Here is a 15,781-nt window from a genome sequence, read left to right as displayed (position 1 = left end):
GGATCAAGCCAACGACGTCAGGGCAAAGAAAGACTCTGCGCGCCTGTCGCGGACATGTTCAGCCTTAGTGACCTGAAATTTTACCACAAAAGAGAAACAACATGGCATGCAAACCAATCCTGAGTTCCTGCGCCTAGGCAATGCGCACCGCGTTGACCTGCAAGCTGAACCGTAATCGAGTGGCAGCCGATTTCAGAGTCAATTTCTCGCCCCTGAACCGATAGCTTTAGCAGGTTCCTCAAAAGTCCGCCTTGTGAAGTTCACCCTCAAAGACACGGGTTGAGCGGCGTTCAGCCCTCCAATCTCTCGGCTGGTTTTGAGAAAACAACGAACGTAAGTTGCTATTTACCTTCGAACAACTGCAAACTTGTAAGATGAACAGAAGGCTTCTTAGTCCGGTGCAGGCGCTTTTCGTGGCGGGTCTTGCCGCGCTTGGAGTTTTCACGATCCTCGCAGGCCTTCGTTCTGAAGGATATCTGCAGCGGCCCGAGCTTGCACATTACGATTGGGTTTTGGCCCGCAGGGCCAGCGATGCCTTGGCACAGGATGTTGTCGTGGTCGCGGTCGATGACGAGGATTTGCGCAGCTGGGGCTGGCCCCTCTCAGATGGTCAGGTTGCGAACATTATCGACGCACTGTCGTCGGCGGGCGCCGCTGTAATCGGTATCGACATCTATCGCGACAACGAGGTGATCGAGGGGCGGCAGCAACTCGAAGCGGCGTTCCTGAAGACCAATGCGATCTGGGTTGTGAAACTGAACGATCGAGGCGGGCTGAGTATCGAGGCGCCGGATTTCGCGCAAAACGACGGCAGCGTGGGGTTTGCTGATATCCCCGTCGACGCGGATGGTGTCGCCCGGCGCGGTATTCTGCTGGTCAGCGGCACCGATCGCATTTCTTTGGCGTTCAGCACACAGTTGGCCCTGCGCGCCACGGGTCAAAACAGCCTGAAAGCCTGGCCGGACGACCCCCGGACCCTGTTGTTTGGTCAGACACCGGTGCGACGGCTGGAAGACGGGTTCGGCAGTTATCGCGGGCTGGATGATACAGGCTATCAGTTGCTGCTGGACTACACCAATGCACTGCCGATGGCCCCAATCGTACTGGCCCGCGACCTGCTCTTCGGACAAGCAGACGCGGACATGATCGAAGGAAAGGTCGCCCTGATCGGGGTTACCAGCAAGTCGATCAAAGACGATTTTCGCACACCGCTGAACAACCCGCCACAGATGCCATTCAGCTATGGCGTATTGGTGCATGCAGCTACCACCCAGCAATTGATCGATTATGCCGTGGGCCGCAGCCAACCGATGCGCAGCCCCGGGCAAAGTGCGCACCTGGCGATAATCTTCGCCGGCGCATTGTTCGGGGCATTAGCTGGGGTTCTGTCGCGCACTGTGCTGACCGTCATACTACTTGGACCAGGCCTTGCCATCGCTATTGGAGCAGCGCTTTCAACCCTGTTGTCTCGTGGAATATGGTTGCCGGTCGTTCCGACATCGGTTGCTTGGTTTGCCGCCTTTCTCTTAGCTCTTCTCACCGTCGGGATCATCTCGCGTCGGCAACGCCAGGCCATCGCCAAACTGTTCTCGGATCATCTGTCCCCGGAGCTCACAGCCGAGATATGGAACGCGCGTGATATCCTTTTTGCTGGCGGTAAACCGCGCCCCCGTCGCTTGCGCGTCAGTGTCCTTCTTGCTGATCTGGAAGGCTCGACGACCGTCGGCGGCTCGGCCGAGCCGGGAGCCTTCATGGATTGGACAAGCCGAATTCTGGATGTGATGAGCCAGGTCGCGCGCGAAAACGGCGGGTTCATTGAGAAGTTCACCGGTGACGGAATCCTGGTGGTGTTCGGTGCGCCGCTGCCTCGAACAGCCGAAGAGGACATCCAAAAGGACGCTGTCGCGGCCTGCCGGACGGCACTGCAAATTTCTTACCGGATTGACAGACTGAATGCAGAAGGTGGTCTGTTGGCACCTTATGGTCTGCGGATCGGGCTCCATAGTGGTGTGGTTTTGGGCGGCACGTTGGGCAGCGCGGGCAGCCTTCAATACAACATCATGGGCGACACAGTGAACGTCGCAGCCCGTATCGAGGCATTCGGAAAGGCGTTGCAAGACAGAGGAACGTCGGCAACCACGATCTGTGCCAGTGCTGATCTTCGGGAACTCGTCGGAGGCGATTTCATGTTTCAGCCGGTCGGACACCTCATACACGACGACAAGTCGCGGGAAATTGGGTTATTCTTGCTCACAGGATCTGCACAGAAGGGGGCATCGTAATGATGACACCGGCATGTTCGGGAAACACTCTTGGCGCTTTGATAACCGGTTTGCTGCTGCTTCTGGGCTCGACCATTGATCTGTCGGCGCAAGAAAGCGAAGGCAGTCAGCAGGCTGATCCAGACGAGGTCATCTTCATTCCGCCCACCATCGGTGCCCCGGCGGACCGCGTCGGCGCTGCCACCCGCGATGTCGGGCAAGAGGCTGGTGTGCTGGCCGTGCTGGCACCGGCTGGCGGCGGTGTGACTACATTAGGTAAACCCCCACTGATCTGGCACTTGGCTGAAAACTTTTCAGGTCAGATGACCGCACAGCTGGCCCCGATCGGAGCGCCGCAGAACGGGGTCGGTATTTCCGGCAAAGGTCGGTTCAGAAAAGGGTTCTACGCGCTTGACCTGTCGCGCTCAGAATTCGTGCTGGAGCCGGGGAGTATCTATGTCTGGACAGTCGTTTTGGCGGAACCTGAGGCGGGGACCGTTATCGCGACGGTAACGACTTACGTGGAACGGGTCACCGCCCCAGAGCCCGCCGCAGAGGATGTGTCTGCCTTGGCCGCCGAGGGATTATGGTTCGATGCCCTGCGACCCTTTGTCGAAATCGAGTTGTCGGGTAAAGTACGGGTCAACCGGAATGCGGGGTTTGCGAGCCTTGTCCGGTCTGCTGGCATTTCGCTGCCATAGGACACGCTCCAGCCCCTCGGCCGACACGCGGGGGACGCTTGATGATAAACTGGTCTTTTTCAGGTCTGGCTCTGCGCTGCGTTCTGCTGGTCCTTGCGCTGATCTGCACCCTGACAGCGGCAGCCTCTGCGGCGACGGAAAGACGCGTGGCTCTGGTTATTGGCAATTCCGCTTATCAGCATGTCTCGAGTCTGGAGAACCCGGTCAATGATGCTCAGGACATCTCGATATCGCTGGCACGTATAGGGTTCGAGGTCACCACGGGTCTGGACCTGGATTACAACGGTATGCGCATCACACTTCGGGACTTTACCGAAACCGCCGCAGGGGCCGATGTGGCGCTTGTCTATTTCGCGGGCCACGGAATTGAGATCGAGAACACCAACTACCTGATCCCGGTGAGTGCGGCCCTGAAAAGCGACCGCGACGTCGACTTCGAGGCCATCCGTCTGGATGCAATCGTGAATTCGATTGCCGATACGCCGGGGCTGAAGCTGGTTCTGGTCGATGCCTGCCGCAACAATCCTTTCGTTGCGCAGATGTCGCGCGCGTCGGCCACTCGGTCGATCGGGCGTGGGCTGGCCGCAGTGGAACCCGGTGGGGTTGTCGTGGGCTATGCCGCGCGTGGCGGAACGCTGGCGCAGGACGGGGGCGGTCGGAACAGCCCCTATGCGACGGCACTTTTGGAACATATCGAACAGCCGGGGTTGGAGCTTGGGAAAATGTTTCGCCGGGTGCGCGATCGGGTGGTGGAGCTTACGGATGGATTCCAGGAGCCATTTACATATGGCTCACTGCCTGGCGAAGACATTTACCTTGTGCCACAGGTCGAACAGGTGGCAATGGTGGCACCTGCGGACCAGACGGCCATGCCCTCCGCCGTGCGCCCCCTTGCGACCCGTGACACTGCAATCAGCGCCGCGATGAAAGTGAACACCATGCGTGGCTGGTCGCTGGTCGCTGGCAAGTACCGGGCGGCCACCATCGTCGAGCCTAAGATTCTGGGGCGCATGGCCGAGATCACGCCGGAGTGGCTGAAGAAACAGGGCCATCTGTCCACAATGGAGGATTTCCTTTTACCGGGCCGCGAACGGAAACAGCAACTGCAAGAGGCGCTCAATACCGCCGGTTTCGAGGTCGGTGTGCCGGACGGCGCATTCGGACCGAAGACGCGGGCGGGACTAAAGGCTTTGCAGGAGGCCAGTGGACTTGATCCGACGGGCTATGTCGATGCGGCCGTTCTGGCAAGCTTGCGAATGGAATGGCAGGACGGTGCCGACGATAGTTTTGTCAGCAATCCATTTGCCGTGCGTCAAATGCCGGATGACCTTGAAATGCTGGGTGAGATTGAAGAGATTATAACGGTGCTCAGGTGCCTTGGGCTGCGGAAAAGCATCTACGGCAAGTACCGGGGCAGCTTCTACATCGCCATGATTTATTCCGGCTCGATCGACGACGCGCGCCGCCTCGCCGAGAGCTGTGGCATCGATCTTGCATCCCTGACATCGGCTGACGAGAACGCATTCGTGGTGCGCATGATCGCCCATGATCCGGCCTTGTTTGAACAAGGCTATGACAGTCGAACCAACACCAGTTACAAGGCTGGCCCCTATTTCGGTTTCCGGAAGGACCCAAAGGAAGAAAATGCCGTGAAAGGCTGGCGGTGGTACACCGGAGAGCCGGTCAAGTACACGAATTGGTTGCCATCGAAACCAAACAAGACCCATGGGAAAGGCGACAAGGCTTTCGCTCAGTTTCAGTATGAACGGACCGGACGCCGAGACCTGAGTGAGATCGTGCCTACACAATGGTTCGACGGGTCGGGACGCTTTGCACGCTCAGTTGTTCTGGAAGGCAGGTTGCCCTAATCGGTGAAAGTTCAAATGGGTTGGAGTCCCATGTATTTCTCGCTTCTACAAAAGTTCCAAACTAGGGCTATCCCGGCATAACTTGCGATGGAAACGTTTGGTGATGTGCAATCCGATTGCTCTCAAGCCCGATGCGGGTGGGGCGGGCTTGCTACAAAGCGCCCTGAAACACGCTCCCAGGCCATCAATATTTGAAGATTTCGCTAGGGACGCTTGGCTGAGAGAGTGGCATCAAATCGCGATACGTCCACAACCGGCTACGTCGAACTGTGCATGCCCAAACCTACACCGGACTACTGCCTTCTATTGGTGGGGCAGGTTGCGGCTGGCCTGCATGTGCTGAACATCGTCGGGCCAAGTGGAGCGTATGTAGGCCAGCACGTCCCATATGTCGTCGTTAGTCAGGGTGCCGTCAAAGCCCGGCATGCCACTGTTGAAGTCTTTTATACCGCGTACTGCCAACGCGTCAGCCCCACCTAGCTTGGTATACTCGAACAGTAGCTTGTTATCATGGTGCCATGTGTGCCCTGTCACGTCATGTGGTGGTGCAGGTAACACTCCGTTATCGTCGGGTGTTTGCCAGTCGGGTTGGCCTTCCAGATTAACTCCATGGCATGAGGCACAGTACTCTGCATAGAGTTTCTGCCCATTCGCTAAGTCTCTGTCCAACAACTCATGATCTGCAGCAACGCTAGTACCAATGCCGCATATGGCGAGTGCACACAGGTGTTTGTTCATCTCTACCTACCCATAACTCGGAAGCGTTAGTACTCTCGTGAGTGCCGCCGTCGTCGCCAGAACCGCTAATACGACTATTGCCTCAACCTCGATGGATCGGGCGAGGCGTTGCGCTGCTATTGCCTCTCCGCTTTGCATGGCCGGAACAAATCGGAGCTTGTTGGCAGCGGCGAGGACCATCAATAACGCCACAAGGAATACTTTGAGCATTAACGTTTGCCCGTAACCCGTGAACAAGAGCCCTTGGAGATTGCCGACAAGCAACCAGGCCATCCATAGGCCCGCACCGATTAAGGCCGGTACCACCAATGCAGCAGTTTGCCCAAACCTATGACCAAGTTCAGCGGCATCTGTCAGGTGTTCAGACATGAGAGCCATACCTCGCAGCGGGCTAAAGATGCCCACCCAGAAAGCTACACATAGAAGGTGCAACAGCAGCAAGAGTTGGACACCAAAACTCTCCAGTTCCAGCACATGTCCGATCTGTGCGAAGGACCACATTGCCAATGTGCCACCCAACAGCGCGATCCAAAGACCAAAGCGAGGAACAGACAGCCCCACAAGGATCAACACTGCGCCTGCAAGGCGATAAACAAATACGTCGCCCACGGAGGTCTGCCAAAGCAAGCCAAGCATCTCTGGATCGACCATGCCGTCAACGCCGCCCGTTAAGGCGGCTCCTCGGAGCATGAAGCCAAATACTGTTGCTGCGAGGGAAAGCCACGCCAAGACCAAGGCTTGGCGCTTCATCGCAAGGCTTACCGGCGCGACTAGTTCGGAATAGAGGCATTTAACGACGACAAGCCCGGTGGACCCGGCAAAGCCGATGTAGAGCACCAGCTTTGCGAGGATTGCGACAACTCCCCAAATGTCTGGCATGCTCATTCCACGGAAAAGGAAAATTCGCCCTGCATCGCATGGCCGTCTTTGCCTAAGCCACGCCATTCGATGACATAGGTGCCGGTTCCATTGCTTGGCAATGGGATCGTGAATACCTGACGGAAACTTGTTTGGTCCCCCAAATCTAAGCGTACCGCCGCGTGCTCTTCATGGGCCATCTCAATCCGTGTCAACCGGATGTCCTTGGTGAAGCTGAGGCCGATTTCGGCGGGCACAGAGGTTACAGTAGCCCCGTTGGCAGGTGTCGTTTCTTCGGCCTTGGAATGCGCCAGTACCCCGCTGGGAATAGCAGCCATGATTACGAGCGTTATGATCTTTTTCATGGTCCTGTCCTCAATTTATTCCGTTGGCACGTTGAATTTCACGAATGTACGCGATCACCATGGCAACGTCACCTCGCGTCAATCCCTCGACCGGCGGCATGTCACCAAACTGCCAATGATGGCTTCTTACACCTTGTGAAACCGCCCTCTGAAAGGCTTCGTCAGCGTGGTGGCTGGGCTCGTATATCTTGTGGATCAGAGGCGGTCCTGCGCCATCTACTCCGACCGCGTTGACGCCGTGGCAAGTAGCGCAGGAGGCATCAAAGACACGCTGACCGATTACGGCATTGCCCTCGATTGGCGGCATTTGAATTGCGACCATAGCATCGCCTTCAAGTGCCTCCTGCGGCGCGGTCTCTTCGATTGAACCGGGCCGAAGCGTTATGAAAGCGGCGACGGCAGCGACAGTGCAAACGCCGATGAGTAAGTAACTTTTTTTCATGGAGTAATCCTGACTTTTTGAAGCTGATAGTGCTGCGGTTCATTGCGAACAGCGGCACGCGCAGGTCGCAGATGTTCGCAAGGATCTACGCTGCTTCAAAGGTCAGGGGGCTTGTATGGGTTATCTGGTTCAATCGGTTTGGCTTGGGCTCCAATCTGGAACTCTGGATCAATTTCACGTTGGTCCTGCGCGGCTTCTTTGTTCTGGGCAAGCAAAATAACTGCTTGGCAGATTGAGGGATTACACTCGCTGGTTCCTGAACTGTCCGGGTCATGGTGGCTGTGTAGGGTCGATTTATCGATGCTATTATTCGCCACGGAAGCGTGTTCCGTTAATTGCATGTGGCTTTCACAGCCAAGACCGATGCAGCCATCCGATCGCGCATGAGCCACGCCACCAAGCCCGGACAGGATGACCAGAATGCCAGCGAGTAGCAAAAGTGAGTATCGTCGGATGACCATGGTTTGGGACGCTACCGCACGAGAATAAGTATGACAACGCCAGCCCTTTGGTTTTTCGGATCACGACCAGCTTTTGTTCGGTCAATTGATTGAAGCTTCCCCTTTTTCCTAGACAGCAATACGAGAAGGGCCGTCTTAATAACTCCCTAACTGCAGTGATGTGGGCGACGCTGTGGTTGTGCGTTGACCTGTGTCATAGCGTCGATTGCCAAATTGTTAGAAAGGTGCTTCGCAAATGGATGAGAGCCATAGCATAAATACACCCCGGATAGCGGTTACGCTTTTGGCCGTACTAGTAGCTATTGCCGGTTGTACGGGCAGGCATCACCACGGTGACTGGCATGGCCACGTGGCAGAAGAGTGTTATGGACCACACAATGACGTCGTTCATGAGGCTCATTGTGGGACATCTGAGTAAGTTATTCTGCACGTAGGCACCCGCAGGCAACCGGTCTGACTAGATGATGTTCATTAGTCACCAGGCCAATGCCGTCAGTCTGTCCTTTACCCGAAGGGTCCGACGTGTGGTGCTTGGTCTAGTGTGGGACTTTGGGCTTGTGTCGGGCAGTGGCCAACGGAAGTAATATATGCCGTGTCTGGACCGTGAGAGATACGCATGCAGCTTCATTTTGTGTCACACCTGTGTGTCACACCGCTCTAATGCTTGCTATCTAGTTGTATTGTTAGGTTTTGGTGGAGCCTAGGGGAGTCGAACCCCTGACCTCTTGCATGCCATGCAAGCGCTCTCCCAACTGAGCTAAGGCCCCATCACGGTACCATCGGTACGGTGGACGGACGTTTAGGAGACAGCGGCAGTGAGTGCAAGTCCAAAATTTGAATTGGGCGCGAAATTCCACCCGAGCTGCCCCTCAGGTGAAAAAGGCGACCCCAGGGGATCGCCTTTTACTTGGTCAGTTATCGTCTTCTGATGACATGTCGGTGATGTCGTCCAGAGAAACATCATCATTGTCATCGTCATCATCGTCCAGCAGATCGTCATCCAAATCCACGTCGACATTGTCTTCGTCGTCCAGAACCAGATCGTCCTCAGATGCGTTTTCACGCGCTTTGACCGAAGCTGCGTCTTCTGCATCCGCCGAGATCATACGGCTTTTGGATGTTTCAAGCTCCACGATCTCGCCAGTGTAGGGGCTGATGATCGGGTCCTTGTTCAGGTCGTAAAACCGCTTACCGGTTGTCGGGCAAACACGCTTTACGCCCCATTCTTCCTTGGGCATGTCAAATCCCCTTGATATCAGGTGAGTCGTCTAAATGATTCAGCTCACCTGCCACAGGCAGAGGGCACTGTCAAAGTCTTTGCGCAAGAGAGGTCGCGATATGGGAGAGCACGCATTGCCAGGGACACCGCCAGTGCCGCTGAGATTGCGCAAATCGGCCCGGGCACGGCGCATCAGTCTACGAATCTCCCAGCTGGATGGGCGCGTCACGCTGACTTACCCGACCGGTGTGCCGGAATCCGAGGCATTGAGCTTCGCCCGGACCAAGGAAGGGTGGATCCGGCAGCATCTGCAGGGTCGGCCGGATATGGCCACCGTGCAGTTTGGGCAGGTGATCCCGATCGAGGGTAAAACGCGCCGAATCGTCCCTGCAACCGGGCGGCGGGTTTTGCTGGATGCAGATGAGGTTGCCGTGCCCAAAGGGGCCGAGGCCCGCAGGCTGGCCCGTTATCTCAAGGAATTGGCGCGGGACCGGTTGACCGGAGCCTGCGATGATTATGCAGCTATCTTAGGGCGTTCGTATACGACACTCAGCCTGCGTGACACGCGGTCGCGATGGGGATCATGCAGTTCGCATGGCGGTTTGATGTTTTCGTGGCGCCTTATTCTGGCGCCTCCTGACGTGTTGCACTATGTCGCTGCGCATGAGGTGGCACATCTTGCCGAGATGAACCACTCGCCCGCCTTCTGGGCGCAGGTTGAAAAGATCTTTGGCCCGTATCAGTCGCCCCGCCGCTGGTTGCGTGACAACGGGGCCGAGTTGCATCGCTACAGATTTGACACAGAGCCGAGTTGACGTGGCGTTTTTTTGTGATCACATGAGCAAATGTTGAACGCGCGCCCTTCCGAAACCCAGACCGCAACACATGACCGGGTGTACCGGGCGCTGCGATCCCGGATCATGCATGGTGAGATGGCACCGGGGCAGGCCCTGACCCTTCGGGGCATCGGCAAGGAATTCGGTGTTTCAATGACCCCGGCGAGAGAGGCGGTGCGCCGCCTGGCCGCAGAAGGGGCATTGTTCCTGTCCACATCGGGCCGGGTTTCGACCCCGGAGTTGACGAATGACCGGATTGAGGAATTGGCTGCCTTGCGCGCATTGCTTGAGGTCGAACTGGCAAGCCGGGCCTTGCCCAGGGCACACATGGCCCTGATAGACCGGTTGCAGAGCATCAACATGACGGTTGCCGAGATGGTGACCAAACGGGATGCAGTTGGCTATATCCGCTCGAACCTGGAATTTCACCGAACCCTGTATCTGCGCGCTCAGGCCCCTGCGATGCTGGCCATTGCCGAAACCGTCTGGCTACAGCTTGGGCCGACGATGCGGGCGCTTTATGGGCGTCTCAGACGCGCAGAGCCGCCACACAATCACAAGCTGATAATCGCCGCGCTCAAGGCAGGCGACGAGCCAGGCTTGCGGCTGGCAGTGCGTTCGGATGTGACGCAAGGGCTGCGTTTGCTGGTCAGCTGAGCGGCTTCCTGCCGACATCGACACAGCGCCTTTCCAAGGTGTCACGGTTCTGGCCTGCGCAACCCGGCTGGGTTATTCTTGCGGCAAATCACAAACAAGAGCAGACCCAAACCATGATTACTCGCCGGACCTTTTCCATTTGCCTCGGATCGACGCTTTTGGCCGCCTGCACGGGTGGCACCGCTCCGTCCAGCACGCCTGCATCCCGGATGCGGGCAGTTCCCAATGCCGGGTGGGATGCCTGGGTTGCCGGTTTCAAGGGCAGGGCAACGACGCAGGGAATTTCCCGGACAACCGTTGACCGCGCCTTTCAGGGGGCCGGTTATTTGCCCGACGTAATAGAACGCGACCGAAATCAGGTCGAATTTAAGCGCAGCCTTGAAGATTACCTTGCCATCGCGGCGTCGGACGAGCGGATCAGCACCGGGCAGCAGATGCTGCGGCAACATAACGGCACCCTGTCGCGGATCGAGGCGCAATATGGCGTGGATAAGGAAATCGTGGTGGCCGTCTGGGGGCTGGAAAGCCGCTATGGTGCGCGCCGCGGTGATGTGCCCGTTGTATCGGCGCTGTCTACGCTGGCTTATGATGGCCGACGCGGGCAGTTCTTTGAAAGCCAGCTGATCGCGGCGATGAAAATCCTTCAGAACGGCGATACCACGCCCGCTAACATGACTGGCAGTTGGGCTGGGGCGATGGGGCACACGCAGTTCATTCCGACCTCGTATCTTGCCTATGCCGTGGATTTCACCGGCGACGGGCGGCGCGACATCTGGTCAGACGACCCGACAGATTCGCTGGCTTCGACCGCTGCTTATCTTTCGCGTGCAGGTTGGGTGCGTGGTCAACCCTGGGGCGGAGAGGCCGGAACCGTTTCCGGTACTCCGGTGGCCGTATTGCAGCCGCAAAAACCTGGCCCCCGCATCGCCGTGTTCCGCAATTTCCAGGTGATCAAACGCTACAACAACTCGGACAGCTACGCGATTGGTGTCGGTCATCTGGCGGACAGGATCGCGGGCGGCGCGCCGTTTCAGGCCTCGTTCGGGCCGGATGCAAACGGGCTGACACTGGACGACCGCAAGGAATTGCAGCGCCGCCTGACATCTGCGGGGTATGACACGCAAGGTGCAGATGGCGTGATCGGAAACAACACCACCACAGCCATCAGCGCGTATCAGAGCGCCAATGGTCTGCCCGTGACAGGTGAGCCTTCGGTTGCGTTGTTGCGCAGGTTGGGTGGCTGACGGTTACGCCGCCAGCCCTTTAGATCCGATATCAAGGAATTTCTGACGGCGGTCCTTTATCAGGGCCGCCCCATCCTTGCCGTCCAGTTCAGTCAACATGGCGGTGATGGCCTTGCGCACTGCCTCAACCGTTGCCGGACGATCGCGATGTGCACCACCCTTGGGTTCCGGGATGATCCGGTCACATACGCCCAGCTTGTGCAAATCCTGTGCCGTCAAACGCAGTGCCTCGGCCGCTTCGCGCATCTTTTCGGCATCTTTCCACAGGATCGATGCGCAGCCTTCCGGCGAAATCACCGAATAGACCGAATGCTCCAGCATCGCCACGCGGTTCGCGGTCGCAAACGCCACAGCGCCGCCCGAGCCGCCTTCACCGATGATGACCGAAACCAGCGGCACGCCGATTTTTAGGCACATCTCAGTCGACCGGGCAATCGCCTCGGATTGTCCGCGTTCCTCGGCCCCTTTGCCGGGATAGGCGCCAGCGGTGTCGATCAGGGTAATGACAGGCAGTCCAAAACGCCCCGCCATCTCCATAAGACGCACGGCCTTGCGATACCCTTCAGGCCTGGCCATCCCGAAATTACGTTCGATACGCGACTTGGTATCGCTGCCTTTCTCGTGGCCGATCACCATCACCGGCTTATCGTTAAAGCGCGCAAGACCACCGATAACGGCCAAATCATCGGCAAAGTTCCGGTCACCGGCCAGAGGGGTGAATTCGGTGAACAGTGCGTCCACGTAATCCTTGCAATGCGGGCGCTCCGGGTGACGCGCCACCTGGCACTTCCGCCAGGGTGTCAGGTCGCGATAGAGTTCATCCAGCAGCTTGGAGGCTTTGGCATCCAGCGCGGCGGCTTCTTCGGCCACATCCATTTCTTCGTTGGCACGAGCCAACGCGCGCAGTTCTTCAGCTTTGCCTTCAATCTCGGCCAGCGGTTTTTCGAAATCCAGATACTGGGTCATGACGCCTCATCTGCGTGAAATTTCCTAGCTATATGCCGCTGGCTGGCCTCAGATGCAACTAGATGAGACTAAAGCGGCATCGTTCATGTCAAAAGCCGTTGATCAGATTGAGAGATTCATTTGCTTGCCAGCACAGTCCCGACATGCCCAGCAAAACAATCGCTGATATCGACCTTTGAGGAAATTCACCCCTGCCAAAGCACGGGATAGAGCGAAACCACAAGCAGCACAGCCATTGTCCAGTTGAATATGACCAATCTGCGCGGGTTCGTTAGCATTCGTGCCATCTGCTGTCCTAAAACGGTCCATGTGCTGACCGATGGTAAGTTGACGGCTCCGAAGACAAACGCAACGATGGCAATCGCATACATCGTCCGATCAGGCGTATAGGCCGTGGTGGCGGTCAGGGCCATGGCCCAGGCTTTTGGATTTACCCATTGAAACGCTGCGGCTTGCAAGAATGTCATCGGCACGCCGGTCGCCTCGGCGCTGTTTGCCGGCGCGGCATGTGCAATCTTCCAGGCCAGATAGAGCAGATAGATAACCGACAGGATTTTCAGCACTGTATAGCTGACGGGATACCGGTCGAAAACCTGCACCAGACCGGCTCCGACAAGCAATACCATGAAGGTAAAGCCGAGCCCAATGCCCAACATATGCGGGATCGAGCGTCGAAAGCCGAAATTCGCCCCCGAAGCCATCAGCATCAGGTTGTTCGGCCCCGGTGTGATCGAGGTTACGAAGGCAAAAGCGATCAGGGCCATAAGGATGTCATAAGTCATGGAGCGAAGTATTGTCGGCTCTGCGGCAAATGAAATTGCTTTTATGTGCGTGTTTCCTGTATTTGTGCAATTAATGATGAAAAATGACAGAATAAACCGCCATATATTGCAGGAACTGACCCGTGACGGACGGATCAGCAATCTCGACCTAGCCGAGCGTGTAGGCCTTTCCCCTTCGGCCTGCCTGCGCCGCGTGCAAGAACTTGAGCGGGCCGGGGTGATCACGGGGTACCGCGCGGTGCTGGACCCGGCGGCGATGGGTATCGGCTTTGTCGCTTATATTGGTGTAGGGCTGGGCGAGCATACGAAGGCCGCGCAGGAGGGGTTTGAACGTGCGATCCAACAAGCCCCGGAAGTTGTCGAGTGTCACAACATCACGGGAACAATCGAATACCTGCTGCGGGTCGAATGTGCAGACCTGCCGTCTTACAAGACCTTCCATACCGAGGTGCTGGGGACGCTGCCGCATGTCACCTCGATCACATCCTATGTGGTCATGGATTCCCCCAAGAATTTTCGGGCGTGACGTCTTGAATTGTGAAGGCACACTCTCTTGCAGGGCGAAAATTCACGGCCTAATGTCGTGGAAATGACGTTGCCAGGGGATATGCACAGCCATAACGGCACGCTAACAGGGAGAATACGATGAAACGCGTTCGAACAGTGGTGACCGCAGTTGCCTTGTCAATGGTTGCCGGGGCCGCCTTGTCTGCCCCGCTTAAACTGCAACCTGCCAACCCGCAGCCTTCTCCGAAGGCGGGGCTGAATGTGAAATATGTTGGTACAGGTAATCAACACAAGAAGATCCGCGATCTGAGTCAGGCAAAAAGCATGTTGTCCAAAGCACAGCCTGGGCAACCGCTGCGGGGTTTGGATTACAGGGACACCAGTCAGGGTGACGATGTTATGACATTCGACAGCGCTTATAATGTTGCTGCCGAAATTACGGGGTACATGCGGTTCGATTCGCCGGGGATTTACGAGTTGGAAACCTGGTCGAATGACGGGATAGAAGCATTCGTCGGAGGCCAGAATATCGGCTATGTCACGGGCATTCAGGGGTGCGAGGCCAACCAGCGGACCGAAGTCGAAGTGCCCAGGGCCGGGTGGTACCCGCTCAAGATCATCTATTTCCAGAAGCTTGGAACATCCTGCCTGATGATGAAGTCGGGTAAAAAGGGCGAAAGGTTCACCTGGACACCGAATGCTGTCTTTGGGCGGTGACGCCAGAAAACAATTGAAAAAGGCGCCGGGTCGGGCGCCTTTTTTATTTCTCAGCTGTTGGCCGCGATCAGTTCGGCCTGTGCCACGATCACCTCGGCCTGCTTGATCGACGCGATGTCGACCAGACGTCCTTTGTAAACTGTCGCTCCTTCGCCATTGGCTTTGGCCTGCTCCATCGCTGCGAGGATTTCGCGGGCCTCTGACACGGCTTCCTCCGACGGGGTGAAGACCTGATTGGCCAGCGCAATCTGCTTGGGGTGGATCGCCCATTTACCGACCATGCCCAGTGTGGCCGAGCGTTTGGCCTGTGCAATGTACCCCTCGTCATCGCTGAAGTCACCGAAGGGCCCGTCGACCGGCAGCACGCCATGGGTGCGGCACGCGGCAACGATGGCGGCCTGCGCCCAGTGCCATGGATCGGACCAGTGTTTCGCACCCTCGTGCAGCATGTAATAGTTTTCCTGCGTGCCACCGATGCCGGTGGTTTGCATCCCCATCGAGGCAGCAAAATCCGCAGCTCCCAGGCTTATAGCCTGCAAACGGGGCGAGGAGGCCGCGATTTCTTCGACATGGGCGATGCCAGCCGCGGATTCGATGATAACTTCGAAGCTGATCGGTTTGGCGCGACCTTTGGCGCGTTCAATAGCAGTGACCAGTGCGTCCACCGCATAGACATCTGCCGCACAGCCGACCTTGGGAATCATGATCTGATCCAGACGGTCGCCCGCCTGTTCCAGTACATCGACAACGTCGCGATACCAATACGGGGTGTCCAATCCGTTGATGCGAACGGACATGTATTTGTTGCCCCAGTCCACGGTGTTCAGCGCTTCGATGACATTGGCGCGGGCCGCATCCTTGTCAGAAGGCGCAACTGAGTCTTCAAGATCGAGGTTGATCACATCCGCAGCGGATGCTGCCATCTTCGGGAACAGTTTGGTGTTCGACCCCGGGCCAAACAGCTGACAGCGATTGGGACGCGCCGGTGCGGCAGGTTGGATGCGAAAGCTCATCAGGACCTCGTCTGAGTAATGAAATTGCGATTTTTCTGCTCAATGAGGTATTAAATTGCGTGTCGTGGTGCAAGGGTGATTGTGCATCTGCGGCAATGCGGTCGCAGAAAGAAGCTTCAAACAACCCGAGTGGGGTGACTAAAGTT

At 57.1% G+C, this 15,781-nt stretch carries 17 protein-coding genes and 1 tRNA gene; 8 read left to right on the top strand and 10 right to left on the bottom strand.

Going from position 1 to position 15,781, the window contains the following annotated elements:
- Window positions 1–374: 374 nt before the first annotated feature.
- Genes I9182_RS15170 through I9182_RS15160 form a run of 3 tightly spaced genes read left to right on the top strand, consistent with a single transcriptional unit; the run spans window position 375 to window position 4,830 of the window.
- Window positions 375–2,282 (top strand): CHASE2 domain-containing protein, encoded by a 1,908-nt coding sequence (locus I9182_RS15170; RefSeq protein WP_209598838.1) that lies wholly within the window; start codon window positions 375–377, stop codon window positions 2,280–2,282.
- Window positions 2,282–2,962, top strand: coding sequence for a DUF928 domain-containing protein (locus I9182_RS15165; RefSeq protein ID WP_209506004.1), 681 nt, complete (start codon window positions 2,282–2,284; stop codon window positions 2,960–2,962). Before I9182_RS15170 ends, I9182_RS15165 begins: the two co-directional genes overlap by 1 nt.
- A 41-nt stretch (window positions 2,963–3,003) precedes the next feature.
- Complete coding sequence (locus tag I9182_RS15160; RefSeq protein WP_209598837.1) at window positions 3,004–4,830, top strand: caspase family protein; 1,827 nt, start codon at window positions 3,004–3,006, stop codon at window positions 4,828–4,830.
- Between the two features lie 303 nt (window positions 4,831–5,133).
- Here I9182_RS15160 and I9182_RS15155 read toward each other — a convergent pair whose 3' ends face one another.
- From I9182_RS15155 to I9182_RS15125, 7 genes are all read right to left on the bottom strand, one after another.
- Window positions 5,134–5,568, bottom strand: coding sequence for a cytochrome c (locus I9182_RS15155; RefSeq protein ID WP_209598836.1), 435 nt, complete (start codon window positions 5,566–5,568; stop codon window positions 5,134–5,136).
- Between the two features lie 6 nt (window positions 5,569–5,574).
- Complete coding sequence (locus I9182_RS15150; RefSeq protein WP_209506011.1) at window positions 5,575–6,447, bottom strand: CopD family protein; 873 nt, start codon at window positions 6,445–6,447, stop codon at window positions 5,575–5,577.
- 2 nt (window positions 6,448–6,449) lie between these two features.
- Entirely contained in the window at window positions 6,450–6,791 is a 342-nt protein-coding gene (locus I9182_RS15145; protein WP_209506013.1) for a copper resistance CopC family protein, read from the bottom strand.
- Between the two features lie 10 nt (window positions 6,792–6,801).
- Window positions 6,802–7,233 (bottom strand): cytochrome c, encoded by a 432-nt coding sequence (locus I9182_RS15140; RefSeq protein WP_209506015.1) that lies wholly within the window; start codon window positions 7,231–7,233, stop codon window positions 6,802–6,804.
- Between the two features lie 95 nt (window positions 7,234–7,328).
- On the bottom strand, window positions 7,329–7,694 hold the full coding sequence (locus tag I9182_RS15135; RefSeq protein ID WP_209598835.1) for a hypothetical protein: 366 nt from the start codon (window positions 7,692–7,694) through the stop codon (window positions 7,329–7,331).
- A gap of 691 nt (window positions 7,695–8,385) precedes the next feature.
- Window positions 8,386–8,461 (bottom strand) — tRNA-Ala (locus I9182_RS15130).
- Between the two features lie 144 nt (window positions 8,462–8,605).
- Window positions 8,606–8,932, bottom strand: a complete 327-nt coding sequence (locus I9182_RS15125) for a TIGR02300 family protein (RefSeq protein ID WP_209506019.1) — start codon at window positions 8,930–8,932, stop codon at window positions 8,606–8,608.
- A 100-nt stretch (window positions 8,933–9,032) separates the two neighbouring features.
- On the opposite strand from I9182_RS15125, the gene I9182_RS15120 reads away from it, so the two are divergent.
- From I9182_RS15120 to I9182_RS15110, 3 genes are all read left to right on the top strand, one after another.
- A complete protein-coding gene (locus tag I9182_RS15120) occupies window positions 9,033–9,728 on the top strand; it encodes a SprT family zinc-dependent metalloprotease (protein ID WP_245220556.1) in 696 nt (231 codons plus the stop codon).
- 30 nt (window positions 9,729–9,758) lie between these two features.
- Window positions 9,759–10,406: a GntR family transcriptional regulator gene (locus I9182_RS15115; RefSeq protein ID WP_209506023.1), complete on the top strand. Its 648-nt coding sequence runs from the start codon at window positions 9,759–9,761 to the stop codon at window positions 10,404–10,406.
- 113 nt (window positions 10,407–10,519) lie between these two features.
- The gene (locus I9182_RS15110) at window positions 10,520–11,650 is read left to right on the top strand and encodes a lytic murein transglycosylase (protein WP_209598834.1); all 1,131 of its coding nucleotides are present in this window, start codon (window positions 10,520–10,522) and stop codon (window positions 11,648–11,650) included.
- A gap of 3 nt (window positions 11,651–11,653) precedes the next feature.
- Here the strand turns inward: I9182_RS15110 and I9182_RS15105 are convergent, their stop codons facing one another.
- Together I9182_RS15105 and I9182_RS15100 are read right to left on the bottom strand one after the other, a co-directional pair.
- Complete coding sequence (locus tag I9182_RS15105; RefSeq protein WP_209598833.1) at window positions 11,654–12,616, bottom strand: acetyl-CoA carboxylase carboxyltransferase subunit alpha; 963 nt, start codon at window positions 12,614–12,616, stop codon at window positions 11,654–11,656.
- A gap of 185 nt (window positions 12,617–12,801) precedes the next feature.
- Window positions 12,802–13,398: a LysE family translocator gene (locus I9182_RS15100; RefSeq protein ID WP_209598832.1), complete on the bottom strand. Its 597-nt coding sequence runs from the start codon at window positions 13,396–13,398 to the stop codon at window positions 12,802–12,804.
- Between the two features lie 73 nt (window positions 13,399–13,471).
- Between I9182_RS15100 and I9182_RS15095 the strand changes: the two genes are divergently transcribed.
- Together I9182_RS15095 and I9182_RS15090 are read left to right on the top strand one after the other, a co-directional pair.
- Window positions 13,472–13,924: an Lrp/AsnC family transcriptional regulator gene (locus I9182_RS15095; RefSeq protein ID WP_209598831.1), complete on the top strand. Its 453-nt coding sequence runs from the start codon at window positions 13,472–13,474 to the stop codon at window positions 13,922–13,924.
- 119 nt (window positions 13,925–14,043) lie between these two features.
- A complete protein-coding gene (locus tag I9182_RS15090; protein ID WP_209598830.1) occupies window positions 14,044–14,622 on the top strand; it encodes a PA14 domain-containing protein in 579 nt (192 codons plus the stop codon).
- 50 nt (window positions 14,623–14,672) lie between these two features.
- On the opposite strand, the gene I9182_RS15085 is transcribed toward I9182_RS15090, so the two are convergent.
- Window positions 14,673–15,635, bottom strand: a complete 963-nt coding sequence (locus I9182_RS15085) for an L-malyl-CoA/beta-methylmalyl-CoA lyase (RefSeq protein ID WP_209598829.1) — start codon at window positions 15,633–15,635, stop codon at window positions 14,673–14,675.
- Window positions 15,636–15,781: the final 146 nt, after the last annotated feature.

Origin of the sequence: Ruegeria sp. HKCCSP351 (assembly GCF_017872535.1) — a bacterium.
Classification (GTDB): Bacteria; Pseudomonadota; Alphaproteobacteria; order Rhodobacterales; family Rhodobacteraceae; genus Ruegeria.
Note: the sequence above shows the minus strand (reverse complement) of the source record. Positions and strands in the feature narration are given on the sequence as shown.

What these genes read in the sequence shown, in the direction of transcription:
- I9182_RS15170 (WP_209598838.1), top strand. Translation starts at nt 375, where the DNA reads ATGAACAGAAGGCTTCTTAGTCCGGTGCAGGCGCTTTTCGTGGCGGGT.
- I9182_RS15165 (WP_209506004.1), top strand. Translation starts at nt 2,282, where the DNA reads ATGATGACACCGGCATGTTCGGGAAACACTCTTGGCGCTTTGATAACC.
- I9182_RS15160 (WP_209598837.1), top strand. Translation starts at nt 3,004, where the DNA reads ATGATAAACTGGTCTTTTTCAGGTCTGGCTCTGCGCTGCGTTCTGCTG.
- I9182_RS15155 (WP_209598836.1), bottom strand. Translation starts at nt 5,568, where the DNA reads ATGAACAAACACCTGTGTGCACTCGCCATATGCGGCATTGGTACTAGC.
- I9182_RS15150 (WP_209506011.1), bottom strand. Translation starts at nt 6,447, where the DNA reads ATGCCAGACATTTGGGGAGTTGTCGCAATCCTCGCAAAGCTGGTGCTC.
- I9182_RS15145 (WP_209506013.1), bottom strand. Translation starts at nt 6,791, where the DNA reads ATGAAAAAGATCATAACGCTCGTAATCATGGCTGCTATTCCCAGCGGG.
- I9182_RS15140 (WP_209506015.1), bottom strand. Translation starts at nt 7,233, where the DNA reads ATGAAAAAAAGTTACTTACTCATCGGCGTTTGCACTGTCGCTGCCGTC.
- I9182_RS15135 (WP_209598835.1), bottom strand. Translation starts at nt 7,694, where the DNA reads ATGGTCATCCGACGATACTCACTTTTGCTACTCGCTGGCATTCTGGTC.
- I9182_RS15125 (WP_209506019.1), bottom strand. Translation starts at nt 8,932, where the DNA reads ATGCCCAAGGAAGAATGGGGCGTAAAGCGTGTTTGCCCGACAACCGGT.
- I9182_RS15120 (WP_245220556.1), top strand. Translation starts at nt 9,033, where the DNA reads ATGGGAGAGCACGCATTGCCAGGGACACCGCCAGTGCCGCTGAGATTG.
- I9182_RS15115 (WP_209506023.1), top strand. Translation starts at nt 9,759, where the DNA reads ATGTTGAACGCGCGCCCTTCCGAAACCCAGACCGCAACACATGACCGG.
- I9182_RS15110 (WP_209598834.1), top strand. Translation starts at nt 10,520, where the DNA reads ATGATTACTCGCCGGACCTTTTCCATTTGCCTCGGATCGACGCTTTTG.
- I9182_RS15105 (WP_209598833.1), bottom strand. Translation starts at nt 12,616, where the DNA reads ATGACCCAGTATCTGGATTTCGAAAAACCGCTGGCCGAGATTGAAGGC.
- I9182_RS15100 (WP_209598832.1), bottom strand. Translation starts at nt 13,398, where the DNA reads ATGACTTATGACATCCTTATGGCCCTGATCGCTTTTGCCTTCGTAACC.
- I9182_RS15095 (WP_209598831.1), top strand. Translation starts at nt 13,472, where the DNA reads ATGATGAAAAATGACAGAATAAACCGCCATATATTGCAGGAACTGACC.
- I9182_RS15090 (WP_209598830.1), top strand. Translation starts at nt 14,044, where the DNA reads ATGAAACGCGTTCGAACAGTGGTGACCGCAGTTGCCTTGTCAATGGTT.
- I9182_RS15085 (WP_209598829.1), bottom strand. Translation starts at nt 15,635, where the DNA reads ATGAGCTTTCGCATCCAACCTGCCGCACCGGCGCGTCCCAATCGCTGT.